Source organism: Flavobacterium azooxidireducens (genome assembly GCF_023195775.1).
GTDB classification, from domain to species: Bacteria; Bacteroidota; Bacteroidia; order Flavobacteriales; family Flavobacteriaceae; genus Flavobacterium; species Flavobacterium azooxidireducens.
Map to the genome: position 1 here is coordinate 1,334,255 of NZ_CP096205.1, position 24,060 is coordinate 1,358,314.

At 31.6% G+C, this 24,060-nt stretch carries 25 protein-coding genes; 6 read left to right on the forward strand and 19 right to left on the reverse strand.

The window, feature by feature from the left end:
- Positions 1–306: 306 nt before the first annotated feature.
- The 12 genes from M0M57_RS05885 to M0M57_RS05940 form a co-directional block, all read right to left on the reverse strand.
- Entirely contained in the window at positions 307–1,443 is a 1,137-nt protein-coding gene (locus M0M57_RS05885) for a hypothetical protein (protein WP_248436253.1), read from the reverse strand.
- Between the two features lie 12 nt (positions 1,444–1,455).
- Positions 1,456–1,743: a hypothetical protein gene (locus M0M57_RS05890; RefSeq protein ID WP_248436255.1), complete on the reverse strand. Its 288-nt coding sequence runs from the start codon at positions 1,741–1,743 to the stop codon at positions 1,456–1,458.
- A 35-nt stretch (positions 1,744–1,778) separates the two neighbouring features.
- Positions 1,779–2,246, reverse strand: a complete 468-nt coding sequence (locus M0M57_RS05895; RefSeq protein ID WP_248436257.1) for a hypothetical protein — start codon at positions 2,244–2,246, stop codon at positions 1,779–1,781.
- Between the two features lie 180 nt (positions 2,247–2,426).
- Positions 2,427–3,155: a hypothetical protein gene (locus tag M0M57_RS05900; protein ID WP_248436259.1), complete on the reverse strand. Its 729-nt coding sequence runs from the start codon at positions 3,153–3,155 to the stop codon at positions 2,427–2,429.
- A gap of 61 nt (positions 3,156–3,216) precedes the next feature.
- Complete coding sequence (locus tag M0M57_RS05905; RefSeq protein ID WP_248436260.1) at positions 3,217–4,383, reverse strand: hypothetical protein; 1,167 nt, start codon at positions 4,381–4,383, stop codon at positions 3,217–3,219.
- Positions 4,384–4,465: 82 nt separating this feature from the next.
- Positions 4,466–4,651: a hypothetical protein gene (locus M0M57_RS05910; RefSeq protein ID WP_248436262.1), complete on the reverse strand. Its 186-nt coding sequence runs from the start codon at positions 4,649–4,651 to the stop codon at positions 4,466–4,468.
- A 58-nt stretch (positions 4,652–4,709) separates the two neighbouring features.
- Positions 4,710–5,108, reverse strand: coding sequence for a hypothetical protein (locus M0M57_RS05915; RefSeq protein ID WP_248436264.1), 399 nt, complete (start codon positions 5,106–5,108; stop codon positions 4,710–4,712).
- Between the two features lie 191 nt (positions 5,109–5,299).
- A complete protein-coding gene (locus M0M57_RS05920; RefSeq protein ID WP_248436265.1) occupies positions 5,300–5,842 on the reverse strand; it encodes a TlpA family protein disulfide reductase in 543 nt (180 codons plus the stop codon).
- 51 nt (positions 5,843–5,893) lie between these two features.
- Positions 5,894–6,664, reverse strand: coding sequence for a hypothetical protein (locus M0M57_RS05925; protein WP_248436267.1), 771 nt, complete (start codon positions 6,662–6,664; stop codon positions 5,894–5,896).
- Positions 6,665–6,813: 149 nt separating this feature from the next.
- Positions 6,814–7,473 carry a response regulator transcription factor gene (locus tag M0M57_RS05930; protein ID WP_248436269.1) on the reverse strand — a complete coding sequence of 220 codons (660 nt, stop codon included), beginning with the start codon at positions 7,471–7,473 and terminating at the stop codon, positions 6,814–6,816.
- Positions 7,474–7,503: 30 nt separating this feature from the next.
- Positions 7,504–9,543, reverse strand: a complete 2,040-nt coding sequence (locus M0M57_RS05935; RefSeq protein ID WP_248436271.1) for a tetratricopeptide repeat-containing sensor histidine kinase — start codon at positions 9,541–9,543, stop codon at positions 7,504–7,506.
- Between the two features lie 33 nt (positions 9,544–9,576).
- Entirely contained in the window at positions 9,577–9,783 is a 207-nt protein-coding gene (locus tag M0M57_RS05940; protein WP_248436272.1) for a hypothetical protein, read from the reverse strand.
- A 209-nt stretch (positions 9,784–9,992) separates the two neighbouring features.
- On the opposite strand from M0M57_RS05940, the gene M0M57_RS05945 reads away from it, so the two are divergent.
- From M0M57_RS05945 to M0M57_RS05955, 3 genes are read left to right on the forward strand one after another with little or no spacing between them, the layout of a single operon-like run.
- Complete coding sequence (locus tag M0M57_RS05945; RefSeq protein WP_248436273.1) at positions 9,993–10,724, forward strand: metallophosphoesterase family protein; 732 nt, start codon at positions 9,993–9,995, stop codon at positions 10,722–10,724.
- A 50-nt stretch (positions 10,725–10,774) separates the two neighbouring features.
- Complete coding sequence (locus M0M57_RS05950; protein ID WP_248436274.1) at positions 10,775–11,272, forward strand: DUF6646 family protein; 498 nt, start codon at positions 10,775–10,777, stop codon at positions 11,270–11,272.
- A 14-nt stretch (positions 11,273–11,286) separates the two neighbouring features.
- On the forward strand, positions 11,287–11,859 hold the full coding sequence (locus M0M57_RS05955; protein ID WP_248436275.1) for a PhnA domain-containing protein: 573 nt from the start codon (positions 11,287–11,289) through the stop codon (positions 11,857–11,859).
- A 139-nt stretch (positions 11,860–11,998) separates the two neighbouring features.
- On the opposite strand, the gene M0M57_RS05960 is transcribed toward M0M57_RS05955, so the two are convergent.
- The 7 genes from M0M57_RS05960 to M0M57_RS05990 all read right to left on the reverse strand — a co-directional run bounded on the left by M0M57_RS05960 (position 11,999) and on the right by M0M57_RS05990 (position 18,837).
- On the reverse strand, positions 11,999–12,376 hold the full coding sequence (locus M0M57_RS05960) for a carboxypeptidase-like regulatory domain-containing protein (protein ID WP_248436276.1): 378 nt from the start codon (positions 12,374–12,376) through the stop codon (positions 11,999–12,001).
- A gap of 110 nt (positions 12,377–12,486) precedes the next feature.
- Positions 12,487–13,773, reverse strand: coding sequence for a hypothetical protein (locus M0M57_RS05965; protein ID WP_248436277.1), 1,287 nt, complete (start codon positions 13,771–13,773; stop codon positions 12,487–12,489).
- 16 nt (positions 13,774–13,789) lie between these two features.
- Positions 13,790–14,215 carry a hypothetical protein gene (locus tag M0M57_RS05970; protein WP_248436278.1) on the reverse strand — a complete coding sequence of 142 codons (426 nt, stop codon included), beginning with the start codon at positions 14,213–14,215 and terminating at the stop codon, positions 13,790–13,792.
- 31 nt (positions 14,216–14,246) lie between these two features.
- Positions 14,247–14,852, reverse strand: a complete 606-nt coding sequence (locus M0M57_RS05975) for a hypothetical protein (protein ID WP_248436279.1) — start codon at positions 14,850–14,852, stop codon at positions 14,247–14,249.
- Positions 14,853–15,325: 473 nt separating this feature from the next.
- Positions 15,326–16,879 (reverse strand): L-piperidine-6-carboxylate dehydrogenase, encoded by a 1,554-nt coding sequence (gene amaB, locus M0M57_RS05980; protein WP_248436280.1) that lies wholly within the window; start codon positions 16,877–16,879, stop codon positions 15,326–15,328.
- Positions 16,880–17,195: 316 nt separating this feature from the next.
- Positions 17,196–17,732 carry a 3-hydroxyanthranilate 3,4-dioxygenase gene (locus M0M57_RS05985; protein ID WP_248436281.1) on the reverse strand — a complete coding sequence of 179 codons (537 nt, stop codon included), beginning with the start codon at positions 17,730–17,732 and terminating at the stop codon, positions 17,196–17,198.
- A 64-nt stretch (positions 17,733–17,796) separates the two neighbouring features.
- Positions 17,797–18,837 carry an endonuclease/exonuclease/phosphatase family protein gene (locus tag M0M57_RS05990; RefSeq protein ID WP_248436282.1) on the reverse strand — a complete coding sequence of 347 codons (1,041 nt, stop codon included), beginning with the start codon at positions 18,835–18,837 and terminating at the stop codon, positions 17,797–17,799.
- A gap of 138 nt (positions 18,838–18,975) precedes the next feature.
- On the opposite strand from M0M57_RS05990, the gene M0M57_RS05995 reads away from it, so the two are divergent.
- The 3 genes from M0M57_RS05995 to M0M57_RS06005 are packed head-to-tail and all read left to right on the forward strand — an operon-like array spanning position 18,976 to position 23,753.
- Positions 18,976–21,747, forward strand: coding sequence for a carboxypeptidase-like regulatory domain-containing protein (locus M0M57_RS05995; protein WP_248436283.1), 2,772 nt, complete (start codon positions 18,976–18,978; stop codon positions 21,745–21,747).
- 17 nt (positions 21,748–21,764) lie between these two features.
- Positions 21,765–22,361 carry a choice-of-anchor J domain-containing protein gene (locus tag M0M57_RS06000; RefSeq protein ID WP_248436284.1) on the forward strand — a complete coding sequence of 199 codons (597 nt, stop codon included), beginning with the start codon at positions 21,765–21,767 and terminating at the stop codon, positions 22,359–22,361.
- Between the two features lie 9 nt (positions 22,362–22,370).
- Positions 22,371–23,753 carry a DUF5689 domain-containing protein gene (locus M0M57_RS06005; RefSeq protein ID WP_248436285.1) on the forward strand — a complete coding sequence of 461 codons (1,383 nt, stop codon included), beginning with the start codon at positions 22,371–22,373 and terminating at the stop codon, positions 23,751–23,753.
- Positions 23,754–24,060 lie beyond the last annotated feature (307 nt).

The window sequence follows — 24,060 nt, forward strand, 5'->3', positions numbered from 1 at the left end:
CTGTTCGACTAATTTTCCCCGTTGAATTGCCTGATTAAATTGTTAGAATAACTAACCGCTCCATCATATTTCCAATTAATTATTATTAACTAATCAGATGATCCGGTAACGTTTTACTATAGACAAAAAGAACTATTTTCTACTATATTGATGTAAAGATAGATTTTGATTTAAGCGTGATTTTACACTAAAAGTGTAAAAAATGTTAAAGAATAGATTGGGTTTTAATTTTAAAAACATAAAAAAAACGACAGCAATTAAACTGTCGTTTTTAATAAGTAAAAACAAAAAATATTTAAAAATTAATTACTCAAATTCATTTAACCCATATAAAATTTCTTTCATTTTTGTTCCGTTTACTTCTACCGGTTTGTAGGCTATGTTAAATTTATCAATCGCTACATCAATATCGGTTTTTAATTTTTTGTATTCTAAAGGCAATTTGGTGGAACATTGTTTTTCGTTTTCATAACTGTTTAATATGATTTTAAACTTTTCATAAAACTTTCCGCCTTGATCGATAAAGTTGTTGTAAAGCGTGATAAATTGCAACAAACGATCAATTGGAAACTCCAAGTTCACCTGCATTTTAAATTGTTTTGTTCCGGTTGCATTTTTTATGTTTGCCAAATATTCTTCCATTTTTTGGGTGACCGATTCCCAATCGTCATTTGATCGACAACTTTCTAACGAAGCAATATAGCCGATGGGTTTTGTATAATCCTTGAACAACAATTCTATTTCGGTTTTCATTTTTTCATTACTATTTTGCAAAAAAGCGGTTTCAAAATAAATGGTATTCAAATCGTTTTGCATCCGTAAAGTAAAATCTAAAATGCACTCAACATTGGCTAATTCTTTTTCTTTTTCCTCTTTGGAAAGAGAAGATACCATCATATTTGAAAAAGTTTGAACAACAGAAACAATTGTGTTTGTACCCAAAATTGAAGTAAGGTCTAACCCTAGTTTTTTATCTTTTCGCGAAGCCACCAAATCTTTGAGTTTTTCATATTCAGGATATTGATTTGGATTTGAAATTTTATTGATTTCATTAATGGTTCGCACCGATGCAAAATGATGGTCTAAACTCAACACTTTTTCATATAGAATTTTAATGATTTGCAATCCCTTTAGGTATCGTATTTTGGAAATCTCAATGCTAGTATCAATGTTTAATTGTTTTATTTCTGCATTAATTTTATCTTTCTGATACAGCAATTCAATCTTTTGATCTGTGCTGTAGGCTTCTGCCAACGATTGGTTGATCTGATTGAGTTGTTTGTGTTTTTCATCTAGCAAAACATCATATTTTTCACCAATTTTCTTTATCTCAACGAGTAATTCGCTAACAAGTTGGTTCGGATTATCATCAAGTTTATGCGAAAAACCATTAAAAGACAAGAGCAACATCGCAAACAACAAATAGTGTGTTACTTTTTTCATGATTTTTTCATTTTATTTAATAATTTCATTTTGATTTGTAAAATGTTCCATTGTAAGCACTACACGAACAAAATTATCTTCAATTTCAACCGGATATTCACCTTTTTTGATGATTCGATAGTCGGGATTAATTTCTAAAACAACCATAACAACATAGTCCATTTCAAAATCAAAATGTTGAATAAACTTTAGTTCTTCATTTTCAGCCAAAGTGTTGTATGGTTTGCCAAAAAACAGCGTTTGATCGTCTTCATCGAGTTTGTTCAAATCGAGTTCAATCATCATTTGGCGTTTTTCCACTTTATAAAGAGTGTATTTTGGAAAGGGTAAGCACATTATTCTGTTGTTGTTAAGGTGAATGTAATTTCTACTTTGTCTTTGGTTATGTTCATTGGGTAGGCTCCGGGAGCAATCTTTGTATATCGTTTATCTATACCTAAGCTTCTGATGGTTTGATCATCTAAAATCAAAGGTTCTTCTTGAATAAAAACAATTTCATCGTTGGTTTTTATTTCTGAAAATAATTTTCCTGCCATATTCAATTCATCTTCTTTTGACAATTTTGAAATTGGAATTGTAATGACAAAAGTTGATGGCGTTGTTTTTTTTGCTGTAGTTTTCATAGCTGGTTTGCCTAATCGTGAAGAAGATGAACCAATTGTAAAGGAACAAGTACCTCTGCCCGTGCAATCTCCACTGTGTCTGCCAATGGAGAGTTCTGCTTCAACCGGAGCAATTTCGGTTTGTGCCTGTGCTAAAAATGAAAGCAATAATAGTAATAAAGCGAGTATGATTCGTGTCATAATTCTATAATTTTACATTAAACAATTGTGTCAATTCGTTAAAAATTGGTTTTGTAAAATTACTTTGAAGCGAAATGGTGGCTTTACACTAAAAGTGTAAAAAATGTTAAGGTTTGATTTTTTAAAATAAAAAAATCCGGATTAACCGGATTAAAGTTGAACTATTTAGTGTTGACAATACTATTCATACTGCCAATTATTGTCTTTTTCTTTTAGTAATTTAACTATTCCTTCAATGTGCTTTTTACCGTAAACCACTGCGATTTTGTTATGGTTTGATTTTACTATTCTTTCTATAATTTCTTCATTTCTAGCATCTAAAATCAAATAATTGATATCGCCCTTTTTCCAAGTTGCACAACTATATCTTTCTTCAAGTGGCGTATTAAAGTCACATTCATCAAGCTCAATTTTACCAAACTTAATTTCATACATATCGATTAAGGCATTCATGGGTAAATCTGCTCTTACATCTTTATTCAAATCTAATCCCAAAAGGGTTGGTTTGGGCTGGTTTACTAGTTGGTACTTTGGATTAACTTTTATATTACCAATTTTGTTTTCAATTGTATCTAAAATTCCTTTTTCACTTAGATGAACACCAAGTAATTTTCTAGCTTTTAGATTATAAATTTTTGCTTCTTCATTTGTTAAATCAACATCATACATTGCTGATTCAAATAGAAAATGAAATCCTAAAGCTCTTAAGGAATCTATTTTAAATTTTACATCATCATAAAACTTTTGTTGTCCAACATGCTGCATTCCAATAATAATTACTTTTTTATTCCCATCAGAAATTATAGCTGTTTTTGCTGTTTCTTCATAAACCCCAATTTTTTCCAAGACATAATTCCCACAGGAAATTAAGGAGAAACAAATTGTTATTAAAAGATAGTTTTTTTTCACTGTTGTTAATATAAATGTTTTTAAATATGTGTACTATGTTTTTGCTTTTGGACTTTAAACCTTATTTCTTTGTCTTAATCTCAAAATTATCCCACTTTTTATTTTTGTTTAAAAGTTGCTCATACTCACAAATATTCTCTTTATCAATCAAAACTCCGTTTACAGATAAAATTTTATCATTCAATTGAAAAGTTGAAAGGCCTTTTCTTTTGGTAATTATTCTCAGCTCATTGGTTGGATCGGCAAATACTTTGTAATCAAATTCAAAAGAACTTATGGTTGGCGAACTTAACTGTATTGAATTTCTTTTGAAATAAACTTTTTGCAAATCATAATCCACAATCCAATTGAAATTTTTGATAAAAGCTGTACCAATGTTATTATAATCTCCTTCAAAAGTTGATGTTTTTAGATAAGCTGTTTCATACGTTTCATCGGCTATTTTAAAAGATGAATTCAATTTAATGAGATTATTGGCATTGTTGTGTTTTCCATTTGCCAAAGACAATAACGCCCCATCATATTCTGAAAACGGCAACTCACTTTTAATCTCTGATTTACTTGAGACTATTATAGGAAAACTTGAATTTCCGGTATCAAAAAGAAATGGTTCTTCTACACCATTTATGGTTAAATAAACCAAAAAATGACTATTGCTTTTTATAAACTTTGTTTTAACTTCCTTAAACCCCATTAGTTTTCTAGTTTCTAACTCACTTTTTTCTAGAAAAACTATTTTTTGTTCATCAAAATCGAATTGTAATAAGCCTCCATTAAAAAGTATAGGTAAAGGATAACTTCCAATTAATCCTTTTTTTGAATTTTCTCGACAATTTGAAGAGGAATGATGAAGTACACCCGTTGCATAGTTTTTGAAATCAAACATTTGTGATTTCATGTTTACCGCAACCAAACTATTTTTAACGGCTGATCCGTCAGGTAATTTTGTTTTGCCAAAATTTACTTTTTGTTTGGAGGAGTAATTTGGTATTAACAAAGTATCGAACAAGATGTTTTTTGTAGCACCTGTATCAAAAATAAGTTTTTCTTCCACCCCATTTTCAATAACTACATTAACATACATTTTATTTCCCTCTAATTCAAAAGGTTGCTCTTTGTTTGTTTTTAATACTTCTTCGTTGTTTATAATTTTATACACATTACAGGAAGATAAAAAAGTAATGGAAGTTAGCAATACTAGTGATATTTTGAATAATTTGTTTTTCATGGTGAATAGATATTTTACATTTCGATTTAAATACAAAACTCTTTCATAAAGAGAGGGTTTTCTTAATAGTTTTTAAATGAGATTATTTGTTTTTACTAGAAATAAAATATAAAACCCATCCAATTACAACACAAATTATAATAAAAATTGGTGTGATTGCAGGATCATTTGGGTTTTTAATTCTTTCATACCAACCATCCCAAACTATTCCTATAATGAGAATGATTGTTAATAATGCTATACTAAATAAACTTTTTTTTGGTTTCATATGTATTTTACTGTTTATTTTCTAGTGTCTTTTCATTAACAGCGACCTTTAAAATTATTCAGCAAACCGTTCTTTTAAAACATCCAAGCAAACACAATACAATTTTATTGATATTCAATCTCTTAAAACCCTCAAATCTAATTTTATTAAGTTTATCTGTGTATGTTGATGTGTTTATAAAAACGGTGTAAGACTTTCTGTTTTCGATAAACTTCTCATCAAATCCAGATTGATTGATAAAGAACTCTACATAATTTTTCAAATCTACTTTTTTGTTGATTGAATATTCTTTGCTTTCTATGTTTTCTAAAAAAATTAGCGGCTCTTTTATACATTCATTTTTGTTTTCAGTAATATATTCAATCAAAAAGCCTTGCTGATTGAATATAAATAAATCTGGAATTGTTGTTAAATTTAAAGAGTCTAGTTTTTTGAATCCGTCTAAATCTTTTATCAAAAGCAAATCATCCTCAGGAATAGAAATTCCCTTGTAATAGTTTTTTACATCAGAAACATCCTTTTTTTCAACAGAAAAACTTCTTTTTGTTTGACATGATGTAAAAAAAAGAGGGATAACAAACCCTCTAATTTAAAATTATAAATATAGTTCACTATTTTTTATTGATTAATTTCTTAAAAACACGTTTTCTAAAAGCCCTCAAAATCTTCAATTATACTTTTCAATTCATCATAATTTACACTTCCAGTAATTTTTTTAACAACTTTACTTTTTTTAATAATGTAAGTTTCAGGCACCGTATAACTATCAATCCATTCGTCAGGTCTTTTTCCGTTTAAAGAATTTAATATCGCATTACGATAAGAAATGTTTTCAAAAGTTATATCATTCAAATACTTATTTTTATTTAAAAAATTAGACAATTTAAGCGAGTCTTTATCAACTGATAAAAAATAAAATTCAACATGGCTTTTCTCTTTTTGCAATTCTTGAAAAATTGGAAATTCTTCTATACAAGGTTTGCACCAAGTTGCCCAAGTATTTAAAATAACTAAGCTATCACTTGAAATTTTATTCTTATAAAAGTTTGATTTTTTAAAGTCAAATTTATTATTTCCAACAAAATCGTCTTGCCGTCCTATTCTAACATTTCCTATTTGGAAACCACAATTTTTTAAAAAAAGAACTATCAATAATAAAATAATTGATGTGTAAATAAATTTTTTTTTCATATTTATTAGGATTTAAAAACTGCCTTTTAAAAAAGGCAGTTTGTTTTTAATTTATTTAGTAATTTGAAAATTCAAATAAATTTTTCCATTACTATTAACTTTATATTTACCTTTTCTTAACTTATAAGAAATGCCTTGTTCTTTAATTTCAACATCCTCTTTAATTTCAAATTCACTTACATCATCAATTTTAGCTAATTCTTTCTCGCTCAAATTCAAATCTACTTCAACTAAAGTATCTCCTGTAGAATTGTTTGATGTTCTAGCACTAGTTAGATATGCAAAACATAAAGTTACAGTTGAGCTATATGGATGTCCAAAAAACTCACCTTTTATAACTCTTGTAACACAAACTACTGCAATTCTAGCTTGTGTTTGTGGTGGTGTTATCATTAATTTATTTCCATCAATAACTGAATATGTTCCTTTTGGAATTGTTACATACTCACCTTTGTTAAGTGTTGGTAATAAAAAATCTTGTGTTACTTGCAATTCTTTTTCTTTTATTTTTTCTTCAAAAATAATTTCAACTTCTTCTATTTGTCCATTTATTGAATTTGTCATATTATGAACAGAACCATAATAGCAAGTGGTTTGAGACCAAATTTGAACAGAAAAAGGACCAAGACCACAACACGATGTTGTTATACAAAATAATTTTGTACGAATATTATTTTTACTTAATTCAAAATTTTCTAATTCGTTGTAAGCAAAGAGCTCAGATTTATTATTTTCTAATTGAACTTCCTTTGTGAAATCTTGAGCATTCCCAACAAAACTAAACATAACCATAGCAATTAAGCCAAATACTAATTTTTTCATGATAAATAATTTTTAAAATTTATTAATTAATTGTTTTTTTAAACATCAAATAATTCTGCAGTAATTTGATGTGGTAAAATTACAATCATGAAAAAAAAGGGTATTACACTAAAAGTGTAAAAAATGTTAAAACCAAAAAAAGTAAGAACTTAAATTAAATTTAGCCTACGGCATTCCAACAACAAATCTTCGTCGTTGCCTTTTTCTATGCCCAATAAATCTTTGATTTTACTTTTTCTTTTTTTAATCGTGTCTTGCGAGAGATTTAGTTTTTCTGCAATGGTTTTAATTTGATAACCTTCTGCAATTAGCTGGATAATCTTTCTGTCTATAGAATCCAAAAGTCCATGGCTGAGGAGCTTTTCTTTGAGATTATTAATAACTGTTTCGCTATAATAATTTTCGCCCTTTTGAATAACTTCAATGGCCTTGTTCAAGTCTTGTGGTTTAAAATCACTTTTTACTAAAAGTCCTTCGGGTTGGACTTTTTTGATTAATTCAAACAATCGGATGCCGTCATAGTGAGAAGTTAATACCATTATTTTAGTAGAAGGATGATGTTTTCTAACCAACAAAGCTACATCTTCGCCCGAATACAATTGTTGAGCCTCAAAAACCGGAACACTATAATCAAGAAATGCAAAATCAAACGTGCCAAATTTTTCAGGTTGAGTTATGATGTTATAGGCTTGTTCACATGAATGAGCGTCTGTAGTTTCAAGAACAAAGTTCTGGTTCATGCTCAATATTGCTTTGTATCCCTCCAACATCGCTTGATGGTCATCGAGCATGAATAGTCTGACTTTCATAAAAAATTGGTTTGTTGTGAAAGTAAAAATTTAAATCGGAATTAACAAAATTATTTTTACACCTTTTCCTGGTTTTGAGTCAATTGAAAATTGTCCATTTAACAAATTCACTCTTGTTTGCATATTCTTTAGTCCAATTCCGGTTCGTTTTATCGAAGTATCAAAACCTTTGCCGTCGTCTATAATTTCAAGATTCAACTGGTTTTCTTTGTGAAACATGGTGACAGTCACTTTTTTAGCCTCAGCATATTTTTCTATATTTTGCAAGGCTTCCTGAAGTATTCTGTATAGGTTAATTTTTAGTGACGTATCCATTAAATTCCATGGGATGTCGTCGCTAATTTGTAAATCAAAATGCAGACGGGCATGATGTTCTATTTCCTGAAATAATTGATTGATTACCGAAACAAAGTTGCTGTTTTCATTAAAAACATTTGAGTTAAGTTCGTGAGAAATAGATCGAATTTCTTTTTCCACGGCTTGAATTCCATCAAGTTGAGCTAAAAATTGATCCGTTTTTTCACTGTTTTCCGTCATAATTAATGGAAATAAGTTCATTCTTACGGCAGTTAATCGTCCCATTACACCATCGTGCAATTCCATTGAAACGCGTTGCTTTTCCAAACGCTTTCCTTTTTCAATTTGTTGTTGTTGGTCTAACATTAATTGATAGACTTCTTCGTTGGCTTTTTGATTTTCTTGAATTAATAACAATTCTTTGTTTTTGATTCTTTGTTTATGAATTTTAAACCATAGAAAAAACACTAAAAGAAGTAAGGTACTAAAGCCAAAAATAATCCAAAATCTTCGCACAAGCAATTGGTTTTTGGCTTCTACTTCATTTTTTTGTGTGGCTAGTTCATCGGTTTCAAATTCAATTCTGGCAAATTTATCTCTTGACAATCGTTCTACGGTTTGTAAACTATCGGCTAATTCAATTCTTCTTTCCAAATAGTCTTTGGCATTCTGAGGTTCTATTTTAGCCAACAAATCCAAGGCCGCCAATTCATCATCAAAAAACTGGGTTTGATGCCCCATTTGTTTAGCCGCTAACGCATGCGTTTTCGCTTTTTCAAATTCTTTTAGATCAAAATAATATTCGGCCAAATGAGCATTATTAACCATTTGAATGGGAATATTATCAATACTATCGCCTATTTTCAAGAGGTTCTGAAATTCTTTCCATTGGGTTTTATCGCCTAATTTGTATTTCGAATAGGCTAAGTTTTGCTTTAAATAGCAGTAAATAATAGGATCAGTTTTTTTATAGTCATCAAACTTGAATGCCTCTTGAATTAATTCAATTGCTTTTTTAAATTCATTTTGTTTGATGTAAACTTTTGCAATATAATTGTAGGGTTGAGCTTTTAAATATAAGTAGTCATGTTCATTAGTAAGGTAATATGAAGCTTCTATAGCTTTTTCAAAATAATGAATTGCTTTGTTATAATTGTTTAATCCAAATTGTGAATTTCCTAAAGTTAAGTAATTGTTATATAAAATATCATAAAACTCATTCTTTTTTGCAATATCCAAAGCTCTTATTGAATAAACTTCTGACAAAACATAATCTCTTTTGTTTAATAAAATAATTGCTTTTATATTTAAAACTTTAGCATAGATCCATGAACTATTTAAATTTACAGCTCGTTTTTCTGCTTTGTTAAAAAAATAATAAGCACTGTCATATTTAGTTTTATTGTAGTAATAATTTCCTAAATTATAATTACCAATTGCAATATATTTGTTGTTGTTTATGTTTTCTGCTTTTTCAATTAAGTCATAATAAATAGAATTACATTTTTCTAAATTACCCTCTAGCTCATAAAAATAAGCTAGTTTGTGATATTGTTTTAAAAGAATAGTATCAATATCTTTTTGATTTTGTATTGTAACTTCAATTGAATTTGCAATTTTTAATTTTTGTTTTGGATCAATTCTATCATTTTCTAATAGAGAAAACAAACTATCCGTTTGATTTTTATCATAATAACTAAAAGTATCTTTTTTTTGGTTGCAACCAATCAAAAAGATACTTCCAATTAAAATAGAAAAAAGATGCCTTTTCAAAAAATAGTTTTTTTCAAAAATACGAAATTAACTTTATGGTTTTATACTTCCATCTTTTATTGGTTGGTTCTCCTCATCATTAGCCAAAACCTCCACCTCTTCCGCAATAGAATTATAAATCAATTCATCTGATTCATCGGTGGTACAAGAAACAAAAAAAGAGAAAAAACTAACAAACAATAACGAAAAGAAAACAGTTTTTAAATTATGTAGTGGTGCATTTTTACTAATTGATTTCATGATATTACATTTTAAATTTGACAAAAGATTTTGTTGCAAAACCATTGAATAACAATAGCTTGCTGGTTTTTTTAAAAAAATTCGGGAATTCCTTGTACTTGTAATATTACGGTGTAAAACTATTTCTATTTAACAGTTTGGTTTTCCCCAAAAAGTGTAGGAAATGTTAAAATTTAATTACATTTGTAAAAAAACCATTTCCTTTAACAATGACTAAAACATTTGTAATCGGTGACATTCACGGAGGTCTTCGAGCTTTACATCAAGTACTCGAAAGAAGCCAAGCCACAAAAAATGATACATTAATTTTCTTAGGTGATTATGTTGATGGGTGGAGTGAATCGCCTCAAGTAATCAATTTTATAATCGAATTAAGCAAAAAACAACCTTGTGTTTTTATCAGAGGAAATCACGATGAATTGCTTCTAAATTATTTAAAAACAAACGATTATAATCAAGAATGGTTTAAGCACGGCGGTCAATCAACCATTGATGCGTATGAAAAAGTTTCGCATGCAACTCGGTTAGAACACATCGATTTTTTAGAAAATCAGTTAAAAGACTATTATCTAGACGAACAAAATAGATTGTTCATTCATGCCGGTTTTACGAATGTGAATGGGATAGCTTTTGAGTATTTTCCAAAACTATTTTATTGGGATAGAACATTGTGGGAAACCGCTCTTTCATTAAATCCAATGCTCACTAAAGAAAATCCTTATTATCCGAAAAGGTTCACTTTATACAACGAGATTTATTTGGGACATACACCAACCACTCGCATAAACGAAACCATTCCAATAAACAAAGCCTGTGTTTGGAATATTGATACTGGTGCTGCTTTTCATGGCCCACTTACCATTTTTAATGTTAATTCTAAGGAATACTGGCAAAGCGAGCCCTTGCCACAACTTTATCCAAACGAAAAAGGTAGAAATTAGTAGTTTAATGTTAAAACAGAATTGTTTATATTTGTGAAAATTTTTTAACGATGAAAAAACTATTTACATTTGGATTGATTTTGAGTGGTTTCTTAGCTAATGCACAAGCTTATAGCGGAAAAGGAGACCAAAAATTTCAGGTAGGGGCCAATATTCAAGACCACGGAACCGGAATTGTTTTATTTTATGACCACGGAATTGGCGAAAACATGTCAGTTGGTGTACAAACAGGATACCTTTTAGGTGTTGATGAACCTGCTGGATTCGAAGGAGCTAAATTTGAAGACCGCTTTGATTTAAAAGCTCGTTTTAACGCAAATCTGGGTAGCGTAATTGGCCTACCTTCAAATTTTGATGTTTATCCTGGTTTAAATTTAGGATTAAGAAACTTTGGTGGCCACTTAGGAGCTCGTTATTTCTTTTCTGATGGATTTGGCGTGTTTTCAGAAGTTGGTTTTCCTATTGCAAAATACAAAAACAAAATAGAGGGTTATGATAAATTAAATAACCAATTCCAATTTAATATTGGTGCTTGTTTTAATTTATAATTTGAATATATAAAGTGGCTATTACCGAAAAAAAATTAAGAGACCGCAGTGATTCTAAATGTGAAATTAGTGGTCTAGAGGAAGATTTGGTGGTTTACACTGTTGCTCCCAAAACAGAAGAAAGTTTAGAAAACAGTCTTTTAATTACTCAAAATCTAAAGAATCAAATTGAAAATTCGGAGACAACAAATCCTGAAGATTGGCGTGGTTTGAATGAAAGCATGTGGAGCGAACATTTACCGGTGCAAATTGTGTCTTGGCGGATGTTAGCTCGATTAAAAAACCACGATTTACTGGAGATGATGTATTTGGAAGAAGATGCCTTAGAATGGGCAAAAGCAACCGGAGAAGCCGATGACGACGAAGGTAAAATCATCCATAAAGATTCCAACGGAAACATCTTGAAAGATGGTGATTCTGTGGTTTTGATTAAAGATTTGGATGTTAAAGGTGCCAATTTTACAGCTAAAAGAGGTGCCGCTGTTCATAATATTAAATTAGTTTGGGATGATGCAAATCTTATTGAAGGAAGAGTTGAAAATCAAACTATTTTTATTTTGACGCAGTATGTGAAGAAAACGAAATAATTGATACGATTTTCACGCATTTTTGTCATTCCGACGAAAGAGGAATCTCATTAAGTTGGAATGACAAGATTACGAAGTAAAAACCCTGCTAAACATCAAGTTTAGCAGGGTTTTCGTATTTAAAACAAAACAAACAGTCTTAATTGGGTTGAAGTTCCACCGTTAGTAGTTCTGGAATAACATGGCAAACATCAGCAGTTACAACAATTGGTTCTGAGGTAAATGTTTGATAACCTTCTTTGGAAACTGTTACCACATACGTTCCAACTCGTTCCCAAGCTCCAATAAAAACGGGAATTTCATTATTTGGTAATTGCTCTAATGTTTCCGTGTAAGTTCCATCTTGTGCAATAACCATAACTCCTGTTGACAAAACTTCATCAGTAACAGCATCTTTAACAGTAACGTTTAAACCTGCTAAAGCCACTAGAGTACAGTTTACATCATCATCATCATTATTGCATGACGTTGCAAGAAATAAAGGCATACAAGCCAATAGTAAAAAAATCTTTTTCATTGTTTATTTTTTTTGGTTATTAAATAGATGCTAAAACAATGAAAAAGTTGCGTAAAAAAACCCTGCAAATTTTATTATTTGCAGGGTTTTAAATATTGATGAAATAAGAATTATTCTTTTTTATAAACTATTCTACTACCTTTCCACGCATTACCTCTTCTCGACATACCTACAAAATCCATGGAAAGTGTTTCGAAATCAGTCAAATCAGTAAAATCAAATGCTTTTACATACGAAAGAGGATTACTCCAGTCATTTATATTGCTAGACCAGCTACCATCACCATTAATAGTCCATTTGAAACTAATTGTACCACCCCAATCATAATCAAGTACATCTACAATCTTTTTTTCATTTGTCTTTCGCTGTGTAAGATCTATGTAATTAACATATACTTTTTGTGGTGTTGTTAAAATATAAGTCATTTTTCTTGGTGTTTTGCCAAACCGACTCAATAATGTGTTTACACCATTCCAAACTCCCTGTTCCCAAAACTGTTTATTAATTTCCTTTGCTTCAATTTCAATATCATTCATATTTCTTAATATTGGTAAATCTATAAATTCTTGTATTATGATATCCTCTTGAAAAGGTGTCTTTGGAACAAGAAAATCACTTGATGGAGTCCATCCTGTAGCTACCATATAAGAAGCAGAAAAATTATCATAGAATTTACCATCATAGTAGTACAATCTTTGATTATTGGACGAAGATGTTGGCATGGCATTATAATTTGGAATTTGATTTTGATAGGTGATTGCAAACATTGCTTGATTTATAACTAGTGCTACTTCGTCTGTGTTTCTAGCATACCACCAACAACAATTTTTTCTTTGATGCTTTACTTTTACACCTATAGATGTGTAAACTAATAAGTTTTCATTCCAATATTTAGTTTTTACTCTATGATTACTACTATGGTATGAATGGCATTTTCTACTTGTCCCGAATGGATTCCAACCAAATATTCCTCCACTTTGAGAATCACAAGGCAGTAAATTTTTCATATAATTTTTCATACTCTCCGTATGATTAGGAGAGGGAGTTGTCCCAGAGCCTACTGAATAACTTCCTCCACCACCAAAATTATTTCCATAACAATCAGAATTAACAAAATCATTATAAAAAATAGGATATTGTTCATATGGCTGAATTACATGAACTTGAGAACCACAACCTCCAATGGTTTGAGGTGCAAATCTTTCAATTGTTGGGGTTACTTGTACCAATCCTCTTTGAATAGTATTTGGATCAGGGATATTAATCTCATTAATATTATTCTCTAATATATAAACATCTAAATCAACTTTCTTGTCTAGTTTTACTCTAAAAACTCCTTCATGAGTATATCTATAAAGTTTATCTTCAACTACAATCTCTCTTTCAAAGTTTAGCAACCCTGCAAAATAATCATCACCTAATTAAATCATCATCTGGTTCAACATAAGCTTCCGGATCATCATCACCAATTTCATCATCCTCAACAATACTTTCATCAGTTCTCATGACTATGCTTCCTTGATTTAAACGATCTTTCTTTTTCTCTACAAATTCTCTAATCAATACTTCATCCTCTTCTTTATAAAATGGATATAATGGCATAAAACCTTCATCGTAATATTCATACATTATGGCTTCAACTTCTTCGTCCTTCAGAGTTTTTAAATACTCTATAGAATTCTTAAAATCATCCAAAGAATTAAAATGTAATCTACCATCAACAAGCGATGCTTTCATTTTTCTGGAATCTAAAACTAAACTAGTCTCCTCTTTTTCAATATCATTTGAGCAGGAAATTAACAATAGAGCAGATAAAAAATTGACAAAATAATTTTTCATAAATAATAAATTAATTGGTTAATAATATAAATTAGAAAATCACTCCTAAACTTAATCCAAACCCATTTGCTTTAATAACATCGTCTGATGTTCCAATCCATTCATCAGTAAAACTAACTGTTTTGTGAGCATAATAAATATCTGAAACTAAAAACAAATTGTTTGCTACTTTGAATTTATAGCCTGCTCCAATGTTAAAAACCATACCTTTTCTAAACTTTGAATTCTCTCCTCCAATTCGTACACTTGGTCCAATATTTAAAAAAGTATAAAAAGAATCGCTATCATCAGAAAAATAAAACCGTGTATCTAAAACAACAGGCAATGTGTTGAAATCAGGATTATGATAGCCATCAAGACCAACCCCAATCCCTAAAGAAAATGATGGTGACAAAAAATATCCATTAATAGTTTGAAGACTCCAAGCATGGGCTTTGTCTGTCTCTAAATCTGAAAAAATATTTCCTTCTCCTTCTATAAAGCGTTCTTGTTTGAGATTAGTAACGCCAATATATCCAAATTTTGTAATATTGAAAAAACCAATATTCTTATACTCATCTTTTGAAATTTTATTTTCTGTTTGTCCAAAAGAATAAAAAGATATGATAAAAAAACTAAATGTTAATAACTTCTTCATTTTATAAAATTTATTGATTAATAATTTAAAATATTATCGACACGAAATTTAATTATAGAATTGATATACTCTTATTTAATTCATAAATTCACTGCTAAAATATAAAAAAGTAAAAATTTAGCTTGTAGAATTTTTTCGTTTTTTTGTAGAATTATTTCTATACTTTAAACTCATTCATTAAATATTTTTGATAAACCTTTTGTCAAAATTGATAGAATATAATTAGTGGTTTTAAATTATTTTGAAAAATATAAATGAAAAAAAGTAACCTCTTATAATTTATCATGATAACAAACTTAAACAAGAAAATGTAAAATAAAAAACTCGTTAATTTTAAAAACACCTATAAATTTCTTGTGTGAGACAATAAATCATATTCTTTGACCTTTCAATAATATTACTAAAAAACCCTGCAAATAATAAAATTTGCAAGGCTTTCTATTCTCTATGTTCTATATTCTATGTTCTCAAGACTACAAATCAAATTTAATTCCTTGTGCCAAGGGCAAACTGGTTGTATAATTGATTGTATTGGTTTGTCTTCGCATATAAATTTTCCAAGCATCAGATCCTGATTCGCGACCACCGCCTGTGTCTTTTTCGCCTCCAAAAGCTCCGCCGATTTCGGCACCGGAAGTTCCGATGTTTACGTTGGCAATTCCGCAATCTGAACCGGCAACTGATAGAAAAGCTTCGGCTTCACGTAAATTATTGGTCATAATCGCAGATGATAATCCTTGAGCAACACCATTTTGAATTTCGATGGCATTGTGTACATCGCCGGAATATTTTAGTAAATATAAAACCGGAGCAAATGTTTCGTGTTGCACGATTTCAAATGAATTGTTTGCTTCGGCAATGGCTGGTTTTACATAGCAACCACTTTCATAACCTTCTCCGGATAAAACACCGCCCGGAACGATTAGTTTCCCGCCTTCGGAAACTACTTTTTCTAAGGCTTTTTTGTATGATTCTACGGCATCCACATCAATTAGAGGTCCAACGTGGTTGTTTTGATCTAATGGATTTCCGATGCGTAATTGATTGTAGGCTGAAACAATGGCATCTTTTACTTTATCATAAATACTTTCGTGAATGATTAATCGTCGCGTTGAAGTACAACGTTGTCCGGCTGTTCCCACGGCTCCAAAAACGGCACCGATAACCGTCATTTTGATGTCGGCATCCGGAGTGACGATGATAGCGTTGTTTCCACCTAATTCTAACAATGAATTTCCTAAACGAGCGGCACAAGCTTGAGCAACAATTTTACCCATTCGGGTTGAACCGGTTGCCGAAACTAAAGGAACACGTTTATCGTGCGTCATTAATTCGCCAACTTTGTAATCGCCGTTGATTAAACACGAGATTCCTTCCGGAAGATTATTTTCTTTCAACACTTCTGCGATGATGTTTTGACAAGCAACGCCACAAAGTGGAGTTTTTTCGGATGGTTTCCAAACGCAAACGTCGCCACAAATCCAAGCCAAAGCGGTATTCCAAGACCAAACGGCAACCGGAAAGTTAAAAGCCGAAATAATTCCGACTACGCCAAGCGGATGATATTGTTCGTACATTCTGTGTCCGGGACGTTCTGAATGCATCGTTAAACCGTGTAATTGACGTGATAAACCTACTGCAAAATCGCAAATGTCAATCATTTCCTGCACTTCGCCGTAACCTTCTTGGAGTGATTTTCCCATTTCGTAGGAAACTAATTTTCCGAGTGGTTCTTTGTACTTTCTCAATTTTTCGCCAAACTGACGAACGATTTCGCCACGATGAGGAGCTGGCATTAAACGGAAAGTTTTGAATGCTTCGGTGGCAGTTTGCATTACTTTTTCGTAATCGGCTGCGGTGGACGCTTTTACTTTTGCGATTAATTGACCATCTACGGGAGAATAACTTTCGATGATTTCACCATTGGAAAAATGGTTGTTTCCGGTGGAAGTTCCTTCGTTGATGGGTTTTATGCCTAATATTTTCAGGGCTTCGGTCATACCGAATTGTTGTGCGATTGTTGACATTATAACTTTTTTAAAGGTTTTTGTTATATTTTTTTGCGAAGATACCGATTTTTTTTGTTTTGGAAAACTGATTTTGTTGTGGAGCAGTGAATTGCAGCCCCGATGGTAGTGGAAAGCTTTTTTGAGAAAAATTTTTAGTTTTGCTGCCAAACAAAAGCGACCAGCGGAAGCTCTTTGGGTGGCTTGCAAAACTTAATTTTTTTTGAAAAACTTGTAACGGACAGCGGGAATTGTCTGCCGAAAAAACTACTGAATTTTTTTTATAAAAATCAGCGAATCAGTGGCGAAAAAAATTGCCGCTGATTCGCTGATTTAATTATTTTGCGATAAATCGCGGATCGGTTTCCATGACGGTGCCGCAGTTTTGGCAGGTTCGGAGTTCTTGGGAATTATAGAAGTGTTGAAAATGACCTAAGAAATCTTTTTCGATGTCTTTGAGTTCAAAATAAACTTCGTATAATTTATGGTTGCAATTGTCGCAGAACCAGAGTAATCCGTCGGGAATTTCTTGGCCAATACGTTTTCTTTCGACGACTAAACCGATTGAATTTTCTTGACGAACAGGTGAATGTGGCGTTTTGGCGGGTAATAAAAACATATCGCCGGGACCGAGTTCCATGGCAATTTTCTCTCCGTTATCTTGCACATAAACGGTGATGTTTCCTTCGAGTTGGTAGAATAGTTCTTCGGTTTCGTTGTAATGGTAGTCTTTTCGGGCGTTTGGACCGGCAACTATCATGACAATATAATCACCGGAATCAATGTATATATTTTTATTGCCAACGGGTGGTTTGAGTAAGTGACGGTTTTCTTCAATCCATTGGTTGAGATTGAATGGTTTTTGGATTGCCATGGTTTTATATTTTGAAATGTAAATTTACGAAATAAAAAAAGCCGAACTGAATCGGCTTTTGAATTTATTTTACTTCTTTAATGAGGTAAGCATATACTGCAAAGTGATCGCTAAAACCAGCTTCGCCACCAGAATTTCTAAGTGGGTAGCCTTTGTATTGACCTGTGGTTTGTACTAAATAGGGTTTGTTGAAAACGCCTGCTTTCCAAAAACGGAAAGAATCGTAATCTTTACGGATGAAAGGTTCTGTGAACATCATTTGATCGAATAAATCCCACGCATCACGGTAGGCAAGCGAACCAATTCCTTTGTTTGACATTTCTTCCATAGGGTTGAATATCTCGCCAGGCTTTACGTCTTCTTTTTTAGCTTTTGCACCTAGGAATTTTTTAACGCTCTTATTATAAGGACCATCGTTTAAATCGCCCATCGTTATTACTTTGGCATCCGGATTGATTTTTTGAAGTGAATCGATAATTTTTTTGTTTAAAGCTCCAGCTGCTTCACGGTAAGGGCTACTTCTTTTTTCTCCACCGGAACGGGAAGGCCAGTGGTTTACGATGAAATGCATTTCTTCGCCATCTAAAAATCCGGTTACTAATAATTGGTCTCTGGTGTACACTCTATTTCCGCTACCGTCAATGTTTTGAATCATTAAAGGAATATTGACTGAACTTGTTGGGGTGAAATGTTTCTTTTGGTAAAGGAAACCGGTATCAATTCCTCTTTTGTCTGGAGAATCGTAGTGAACAATGCCGTAATCTTTTGCTGCTAATTTTGGCATTTTGATTAAATCTTCGAGAACACCTCTGTTTTCAATTTCGCAAACGCCTAAAATGACAGGAGAATTGGTTTGTTGATCGCTGGTGCCAATTTCAGAAATTACTCTTTCGAGGTTTCTTAATTTTTGTTGATATTTTTCTTTTGTCCAACCATTTGCCGGTGTATATTCTGAATCATTAACTCCTTCGTCATCTTTTGTATCGAAAAGATTTTCAAGATTGTAGAATGCAACGGTATGCACTTTAAATTTTTTGTCCTGAGCAATGACGCTGTTCATTGAGGAAATGACAAGAAAAGCCGCAATAAATTGTTTAATTTTCATAAATTGTATATTAAATTACTGTCAAGTTTGATACAAACTTCGCACCAAAAGTAAATAATATTATTAAATAATGTACATTTGCAGGCTGTTAAGAAATAATTAACTTAACAAAAATTAAAAATAATTATAATTTTATTTATGAAAAAACTTGTTTTTAGTATTTTACTTGTGATGCAAGTGTTCTTAGGAATGGCACAAAACCCGGGAAAAATTACCGGAAAAGTGGTTGATTCTAAAACACAAAAACCGTTACAGAGCGTAATTGTAACAGTTCAAAACACTACCTTAATGAGATTGACTTCTTCTGATGGTGTTTTTCTATTAGAAGATGTTCCAGCCGGAAATCAGTTACTTGAACTAAAAAGTGACGGATATTCTAGACAGCTTTTGAACATTGAAGTTGAAGAAAATCAACTACTTGATTTAGGAATAATTGTGTTTGAAGAAGACATGCGTGTAGAACAACAGCTAAGTTTAATTACTTTAACAGAAAACGATTTAGGTGATGATAATAGTGGTTCTGAAAACACTTCGGGATTACTTCAAGCTTCAAGAGATGTATTTCTTCAAACAGCTGCTTTTAATCTTGGTCAAGCTAGATTTAGAGTTAGAGGTTTGGATAATGAATATGGCTCGACTATGATTAATGGTGTAATGATGAACAAATTGTATGATGGTAGACCACAATGGGGTAACTGGGGAGGTTTAAATGATGCTACAAGAAATCAAGAATTCACCAATGGTTCTGCTCCAGTTGATTATACTTTTGGAGGAGTTTTAGGAACTCAAACCATTAACACAAGAGCTTCTGTTTTTAGAAAAGGGACAAGAATTTCATTTTCAGGTGCCAACACCAATTATAACTGGAGAAGTATGGTTACACATGCCTCTGGAATGAATCAAAAAGGATGGGCGTTTGTAGTTTCTGCCTCTGGTAGATGGGCAAATGAAGCTCAATTTGAAGGAACAGATTATGACGCAAAATCTCTTTTTGCCAGTGTTGAAAAAAGATTTAATGAAAATCACAGTCTAAATTTCACTAGCATTTATGCTCAGAATAATAGAGGTAAAAACTCACCAAATACGGAAGAAGCAAACAATATTGCTGGTATAAACTACAACTCTTATTGGGGTTGGCAAGATGGTAAAAAAAGAAATTCTAGAGATAAAGATTTAGAAGAACCTATTTTAATTTTGAGCCACTATTGGAAACTTACTAACAAAAGTAAACTTCAAACAAACGTTTCTTATCAAACAGGTAAAATTGGAAACTCTCGTTTAGATTTTTATAAAGCAGATAATCCAGATCCAACTTATTACAGAAACTTACCGAGTTACTTTACTACATTGCACGATAATGGCGTATGGACTCCTGATTTTGAAGCTGCTCAAAATGCACGATTCTTAACAGACAGACAAGTTAACTGGGACGCAATGTATCAGGCAAACACGAACAATGTATTAGAACCGGGAAGAAGCGTTTATGTTCTTTATGAAGATAGAACAGATGACAAAATGTTTACGGCAAACTCTATTTTTAATTCTTCTGTTTCTGACAACATTATTATGAATGCCGGAGTGAATTACAGAAAATTAAAATCTGAAAATTTTCAAAATGTACTAGATCTTTTGGGAGGTGAGTATTTCTTGGATTATGACCCATTCTTTTTGGGAAGTGAGCAACAAGCAGACTTGAGAAACCCAGACAGAAGCGTTGGAGTTGGTGACCGTTATGGCTACAACTACATTCTTCACGCAGATGTGGTAGATGCATTTACTCAGTTTAAATTTACTTATGATAAATTTGACTTCTATTTAGCACAAAACTATACTCGCACACAATACCAAAGAGAAGGTTTATATCAAAATGGTATTTATCCTGAATCTTCTTTGGGCAAAGGAGCAAAAGCTATTTTTGAAAACTTTGGTTTCAAAGGAGGATTTACATATAAATTAACAGGTCGTCATTTATTTGATTTTAATGCCATTTATATGACTAAGGCTCCAACAATGAGAAACACGTTTCCAAATGCTCGTTTAAACAACGCTATTACAAACGATTTAAAAAGCGAAACTATTTCTAGTGTTGACGCGAGCTACATCATAAGAGCACCAAAGTTTAAAAGTCGTTTAACAGGTTATTATTCTAAAATTCAAGATGCAACTGAAATCGGGTTTTTCTTTGCCGAAGGACTTGGAGTTGTTGGTTCTGGTTCAGAAGGAAATCGTTTTGTTGCCGAAATTGTTAATGGTTTAGACAAACAAAATTTGGGTCTTGAGTTTGGTGCAGAATATCAAATCTCTCAAACAATCAAGCTTAATGGGGTTATTGGCTATGGACAACATATTTATACCAACAACCCTAATGTTTCTTTAAACATAGATAACTTAAAAGGTGTTTTTGATTTAGGAGAAGCAAAACTAAAAAACTATAAACAATCCGGTATGCCGCAAACAGCTGCATCTTTAGGGATAGAATATAGAAATCCTAAATTCTGGTGGATTGGTGCAAACGCAAATTATTTAGATAATAATTATTTAGACATTGCTGCTTTAATGCGTACAGATAATTTTGTGTTAGATCCAGATAGCCCAATTGGTCTTTCTTTGCCTGATGCTTCTGAAGAAAACGTTAGAAAATATTTAAAACAAGAGCAATTTGAATCGGTAGTTTTAGTAAATTTGGTAGGCGGTAAATCTTGGAGAATCAACAATAAAACGTTTGGATTTTTTGCAAGTTTAAACAATGTATTCGATCAACGCTATAAAACAGGCGGTTTTGAACAAGGACGTAATGCTAGTTTTACAGAAGTTGACAGAGATCACCAAGGTCCTGCTCGTTCATTTGGTCCAAGATATTTCTATGGATTTGGACGTAATTACTTCTTAAACTTATATGTTAACTTTTAATTATTAAGAAAAGAAAAATGAAAAATTTATTAAAATTCACCTTTGTTCTTATTTCGCTTATCACCATTTCATGTGTAAGTGATGATGATTTTGCAATCCCAGAAATAACTGTTCCTGTTTATGTTGAAGACTTTCAAACAGCAACAAATAATGCTCCTGTTAGTTTTGAAGGCTGGTCAACACATGTTGAGGCTGGTAGTATAAATTGGACAGAAAAAACATTTAGCAGTAATGGAACTGTTAGATTTTCATCCTTTCAGTCTGGTGAACCTTCAAATATTGCTTGGTTAATATCTCCAAAATTTGAATTTGATTCTAACATTGGGAAAAGATTAATCTTTGAATCTGCACATAGTTTCTTAAGCAATCCTTCTAACACCTTTGATGTTTATATTTCTACCAATTATGACAGCAATGTAACTACGGCAACATGGACTCGTATTACTAGTAACTTTAGAATGCCTCAATCGAGTGATTCAAATTTTACATTCGTTTCTTCGGGTAATTTTGACTTGTCAGCAATTGAAGGACCTTTTAACATTGCTTTTAAAGCGGTGGGTAATACAAGTACTTTAACCGCTGGTTTTGAAGTTGACAATTTTATTATATATTAAAAAAAAGCTATGAAATCTATTTTAAAAAACATTTTTTATTCATTTCTTTTAGTCGGCCTTACTTTTGGCTGTGCTAATGATGACGATTACAGCACACCAATTTCTTCGTGTGTTGATGCAACAAACGGTCTTACCGCTAATGTAACGGCTACAGAATTATATGCTCTTGCTAGTTCATCTGCAACCCAATATGTTTCTGCAGAAGACGCCTATCTTGAAGCTTATATTACTTCTAGTGATGGCGGAGGAAACTTCTTTAAAACCATTTCAATGGAATCTGCAGATGGAAAAGGTTTTAGCGTTGCTGTTGACGTTTATAACACCTATACAAAAGGGTTTGAAGTTGGAAGAAAAGTATTTATTAAATTAAATAATTTATACTTTCAAATTAATCATAGTTCTTTAGTTTTAGGTCAATTGTTTAATAACAATGTAGGAAGAATTGCAGAAAACAGTGTAAAAGATGTAATTCTTTTATCATGTGATTATAAATCTGAAGAAGACCTTGTACACCATGTTACAGTTATGCAAGCCAAGAACAATAATTATATTAATAAACTTATCGAATTAAGTGAAGTTGAATTTTTAGCTGCAGAAATGGGTAAGCCATATTACGATCCTAATGTTGTTTTAGGAGGCTCTACAAACAGAACTATTAGAGATATTGATGATAACACTGTAATTTTTAGAACAGGAAGTTTTGCAACTTATGCCGGAAGTATTATTCCATTTAAAAGTGGAAAAGTGAGAGGTGTAATGACAAAATTTAGTTCAGACTTTCAATTTGTTGCACGTATTGCAAACGATATTAAACTTGACCAAGATGTTTTAGGTGAACCAATACCAGAAGAACCTGAAGAACCAGGAGAAAATTCTGTGTTGCTTTTCCCAGGCGGAGATTTTGAAAATTGGAGTGCTTTTACCGGATCTTTAAACTCTTTCGGTCTTCAAGCTTATGCCACACAAAGTGCAGGAACCGGAATAGAAAACAGTAACTCGCTTCGTATTAACACAACAGGTGCAGGAGGTAATGATTTTGTTTTTACAACATTAGCCTACAGTGGATTACCTGAAAATCCAACAAAAATTCGTTTTTGGATGAAAGGAACTTCTGGAACAAAATCTTTATCTTTAAATGTGTATAAAGAAACTAGCGGATATTTTGCATTTAATTTAGGTGAAGTATTAGCAACTAAAACGGTTGGTGTTGCAGCAAATAATCAATACGGTGGTGCTATTAACACTGGCGGTCAATGGGTTCAAATAACGCTTGATTTAACAACTATAGATGGTCCAATAAATTTAACCAATTTTTCTGCCAACTTATTTGCATTAAAAATCGGAAGCGGACAACCTTATGATTTAGTTTTTGATAATTTTACAATCGAATAAAAATTAAATATTTTACTATTTCAAGAAGCCTGATTAATTTCAGGCTTTTTTTATGTCTAAATGGTATTAAAATAAGTTAATTTTAATACTTGTTTTAAAAATATAAAATGAATTATTCTTAACTCTCCTCTTTTGTAAACCAGTTCACTATTCGCTAAATCAAGCAAAATATTATTCGTAATCATTATCAAACATTTAGCACTTGATATAATCACTTCAATTGATTTAGAAACAGTTAGAATTAATGTTGTATATCAAATAGTATTGACCTCGCATAAAGTTGATCATAAAAGCAATTTGATAAGCT

What these genes read in the sequence shown, in the direction of transcription:
- M0M57_RS05885 (WP_248436253.1), bottom strand. Translation starts at nt 1,443, where the DNA reads ATGAAAAAAGTAACACACTATTTGTTGTTTGCGATGTTGCTCTTGTCT.
- M0M57_RS05895 (WP_248436257.1), bottom strand. Translation starts at nt 2,246, where the DNA reads ATGACACGAATCATACTCGCTTTATTACTATTATTGCTTTCATTTTTA.
- M0M57_RS05905 (WP_248436260.1), bottom strand. Translation starts at nt 4,383, where the DNA reads ATGAAAAACAAATTATTCAAAATATCACTAGTATTGCTAACTTCCATT.
- M0M57_RS05910 (WP_248436262.1), bottom strand. Translation starts at nt 4,651, where the DNA reads ATGAAACCAAAAAAAAGTTTATTTAGTATAGCATTATTAACAATCATT.
- M0M57_RS05920 (WP_248436265.1), bottom strand. Translation starts at nt 5,842, where the DNA reads ATGAAAAAAAAATTTATTTACACATCAATTATTTTATTATTGATAGTT.
- M0M57_RS05925 (WP_248436267.1), bottom strand. Translation starts at nt 6,664, where the DNA reads ATGAAAAAATTAGTATTTGGCTTAATTGCTATGGTTATGTTTAGTTTT.
- M0M57_RS05930 (WP_248436269.1), bottom strand. Translation starts at nt 7,473, where the DNA reads ATGAAAGTCAGACTATTCATGCTCGATGACCATCAAGCGATGTTGGAG.
- M0M57_RS05940 (WP_248436272.1), bottom strand. Translation starts at nt 9,783, where the DNA reads ATGAAATCAATTAGTAAAAATGCACCACTACATAATTTAAAAACTGTT.
- M0M57_RS05945 (WP_248436273.1), top strand. Translation starts at nt 9,993, where the DNA reads ATGACTAAAACATTTGTAATCGGTGACATTCACGGAGGTCTTCGAGCT.
- M0M57_RS05950 (WP_248436274.1), top strand. Translation starts at nt 10,775, where the DNA reads ATGAAAAAACTATTTACATTTGGATTGATTTTGAGTGGTTTCTTAGCT.
- M0M57_RS05960 (WP_248436276.1), bottom strand. Translation starts at nt 12,376, where the DNA reads ATGAAAAAGATTTTTTTACTATTGGCTTGTATGCCTTTATTTCTTGCA.
- M0M57_RS05970 (WP_248436278.1), bottom strand. Translation starts at nt 14,215, where the DNA reads ATGAAAAATTATTTTGTCAATTTTTTATCTGCTCTATTGTTAATTTCC.
- M0M57_RS05975 (WP_248436279.1), bottom strand. Translation starts at nt 14,852, where the DNA reads ATGAAGAAGTTATTAACATTTAGTTTTTTTATCATATCTTTTTATTCT.
- amaB (WP_248436280.1), bottom strand. Translation starts at nt 16,879, where the DNA reads ATGTCAACAATCGCACAACAATTCGGTATGACCGAAGCCCTGAAAATA.
- M0M57_RS05985 (WP_248436281.1), bottom strand. Translation starts at nt 17,732, where the DNA reads ATGGCAATCCAAAAACCATTCAATCTCAACCAATGGATTGAAGAAAAC.
- M0M57_RS05990 (WP_248436282.1), bottom strand. Translation starts at nt 18,837, where the DNA reads ATGAAAATTAAACAATTTATTGCGGCTTTTCTTGTCATTTCCTCAATG.
- M0M57_RS05995 (WP_248436283.1), top strand. Translation starts at nt 18,976, where the DNA reads ATGAAAAAACTTGTTTTTAGTATTTTACTTGTGATGCAAGTGTTCTTA.
- M0M57_RS06000 (WP_248436284.1), top strand. Translation starts at nt 21,765, where the DNA reads ATGAAAAATTTATTAAAATTCACCTTTGTTCTTATTTCGCTTATCACC.
- M0M57_RS06005 (WP_248436285.1), top strand. Translation starts at nt 22,371, where the DNA reads ATGAAATCTATTTTAAAAAACATTTTTTATTCATTTCTTTTAGTCGGC.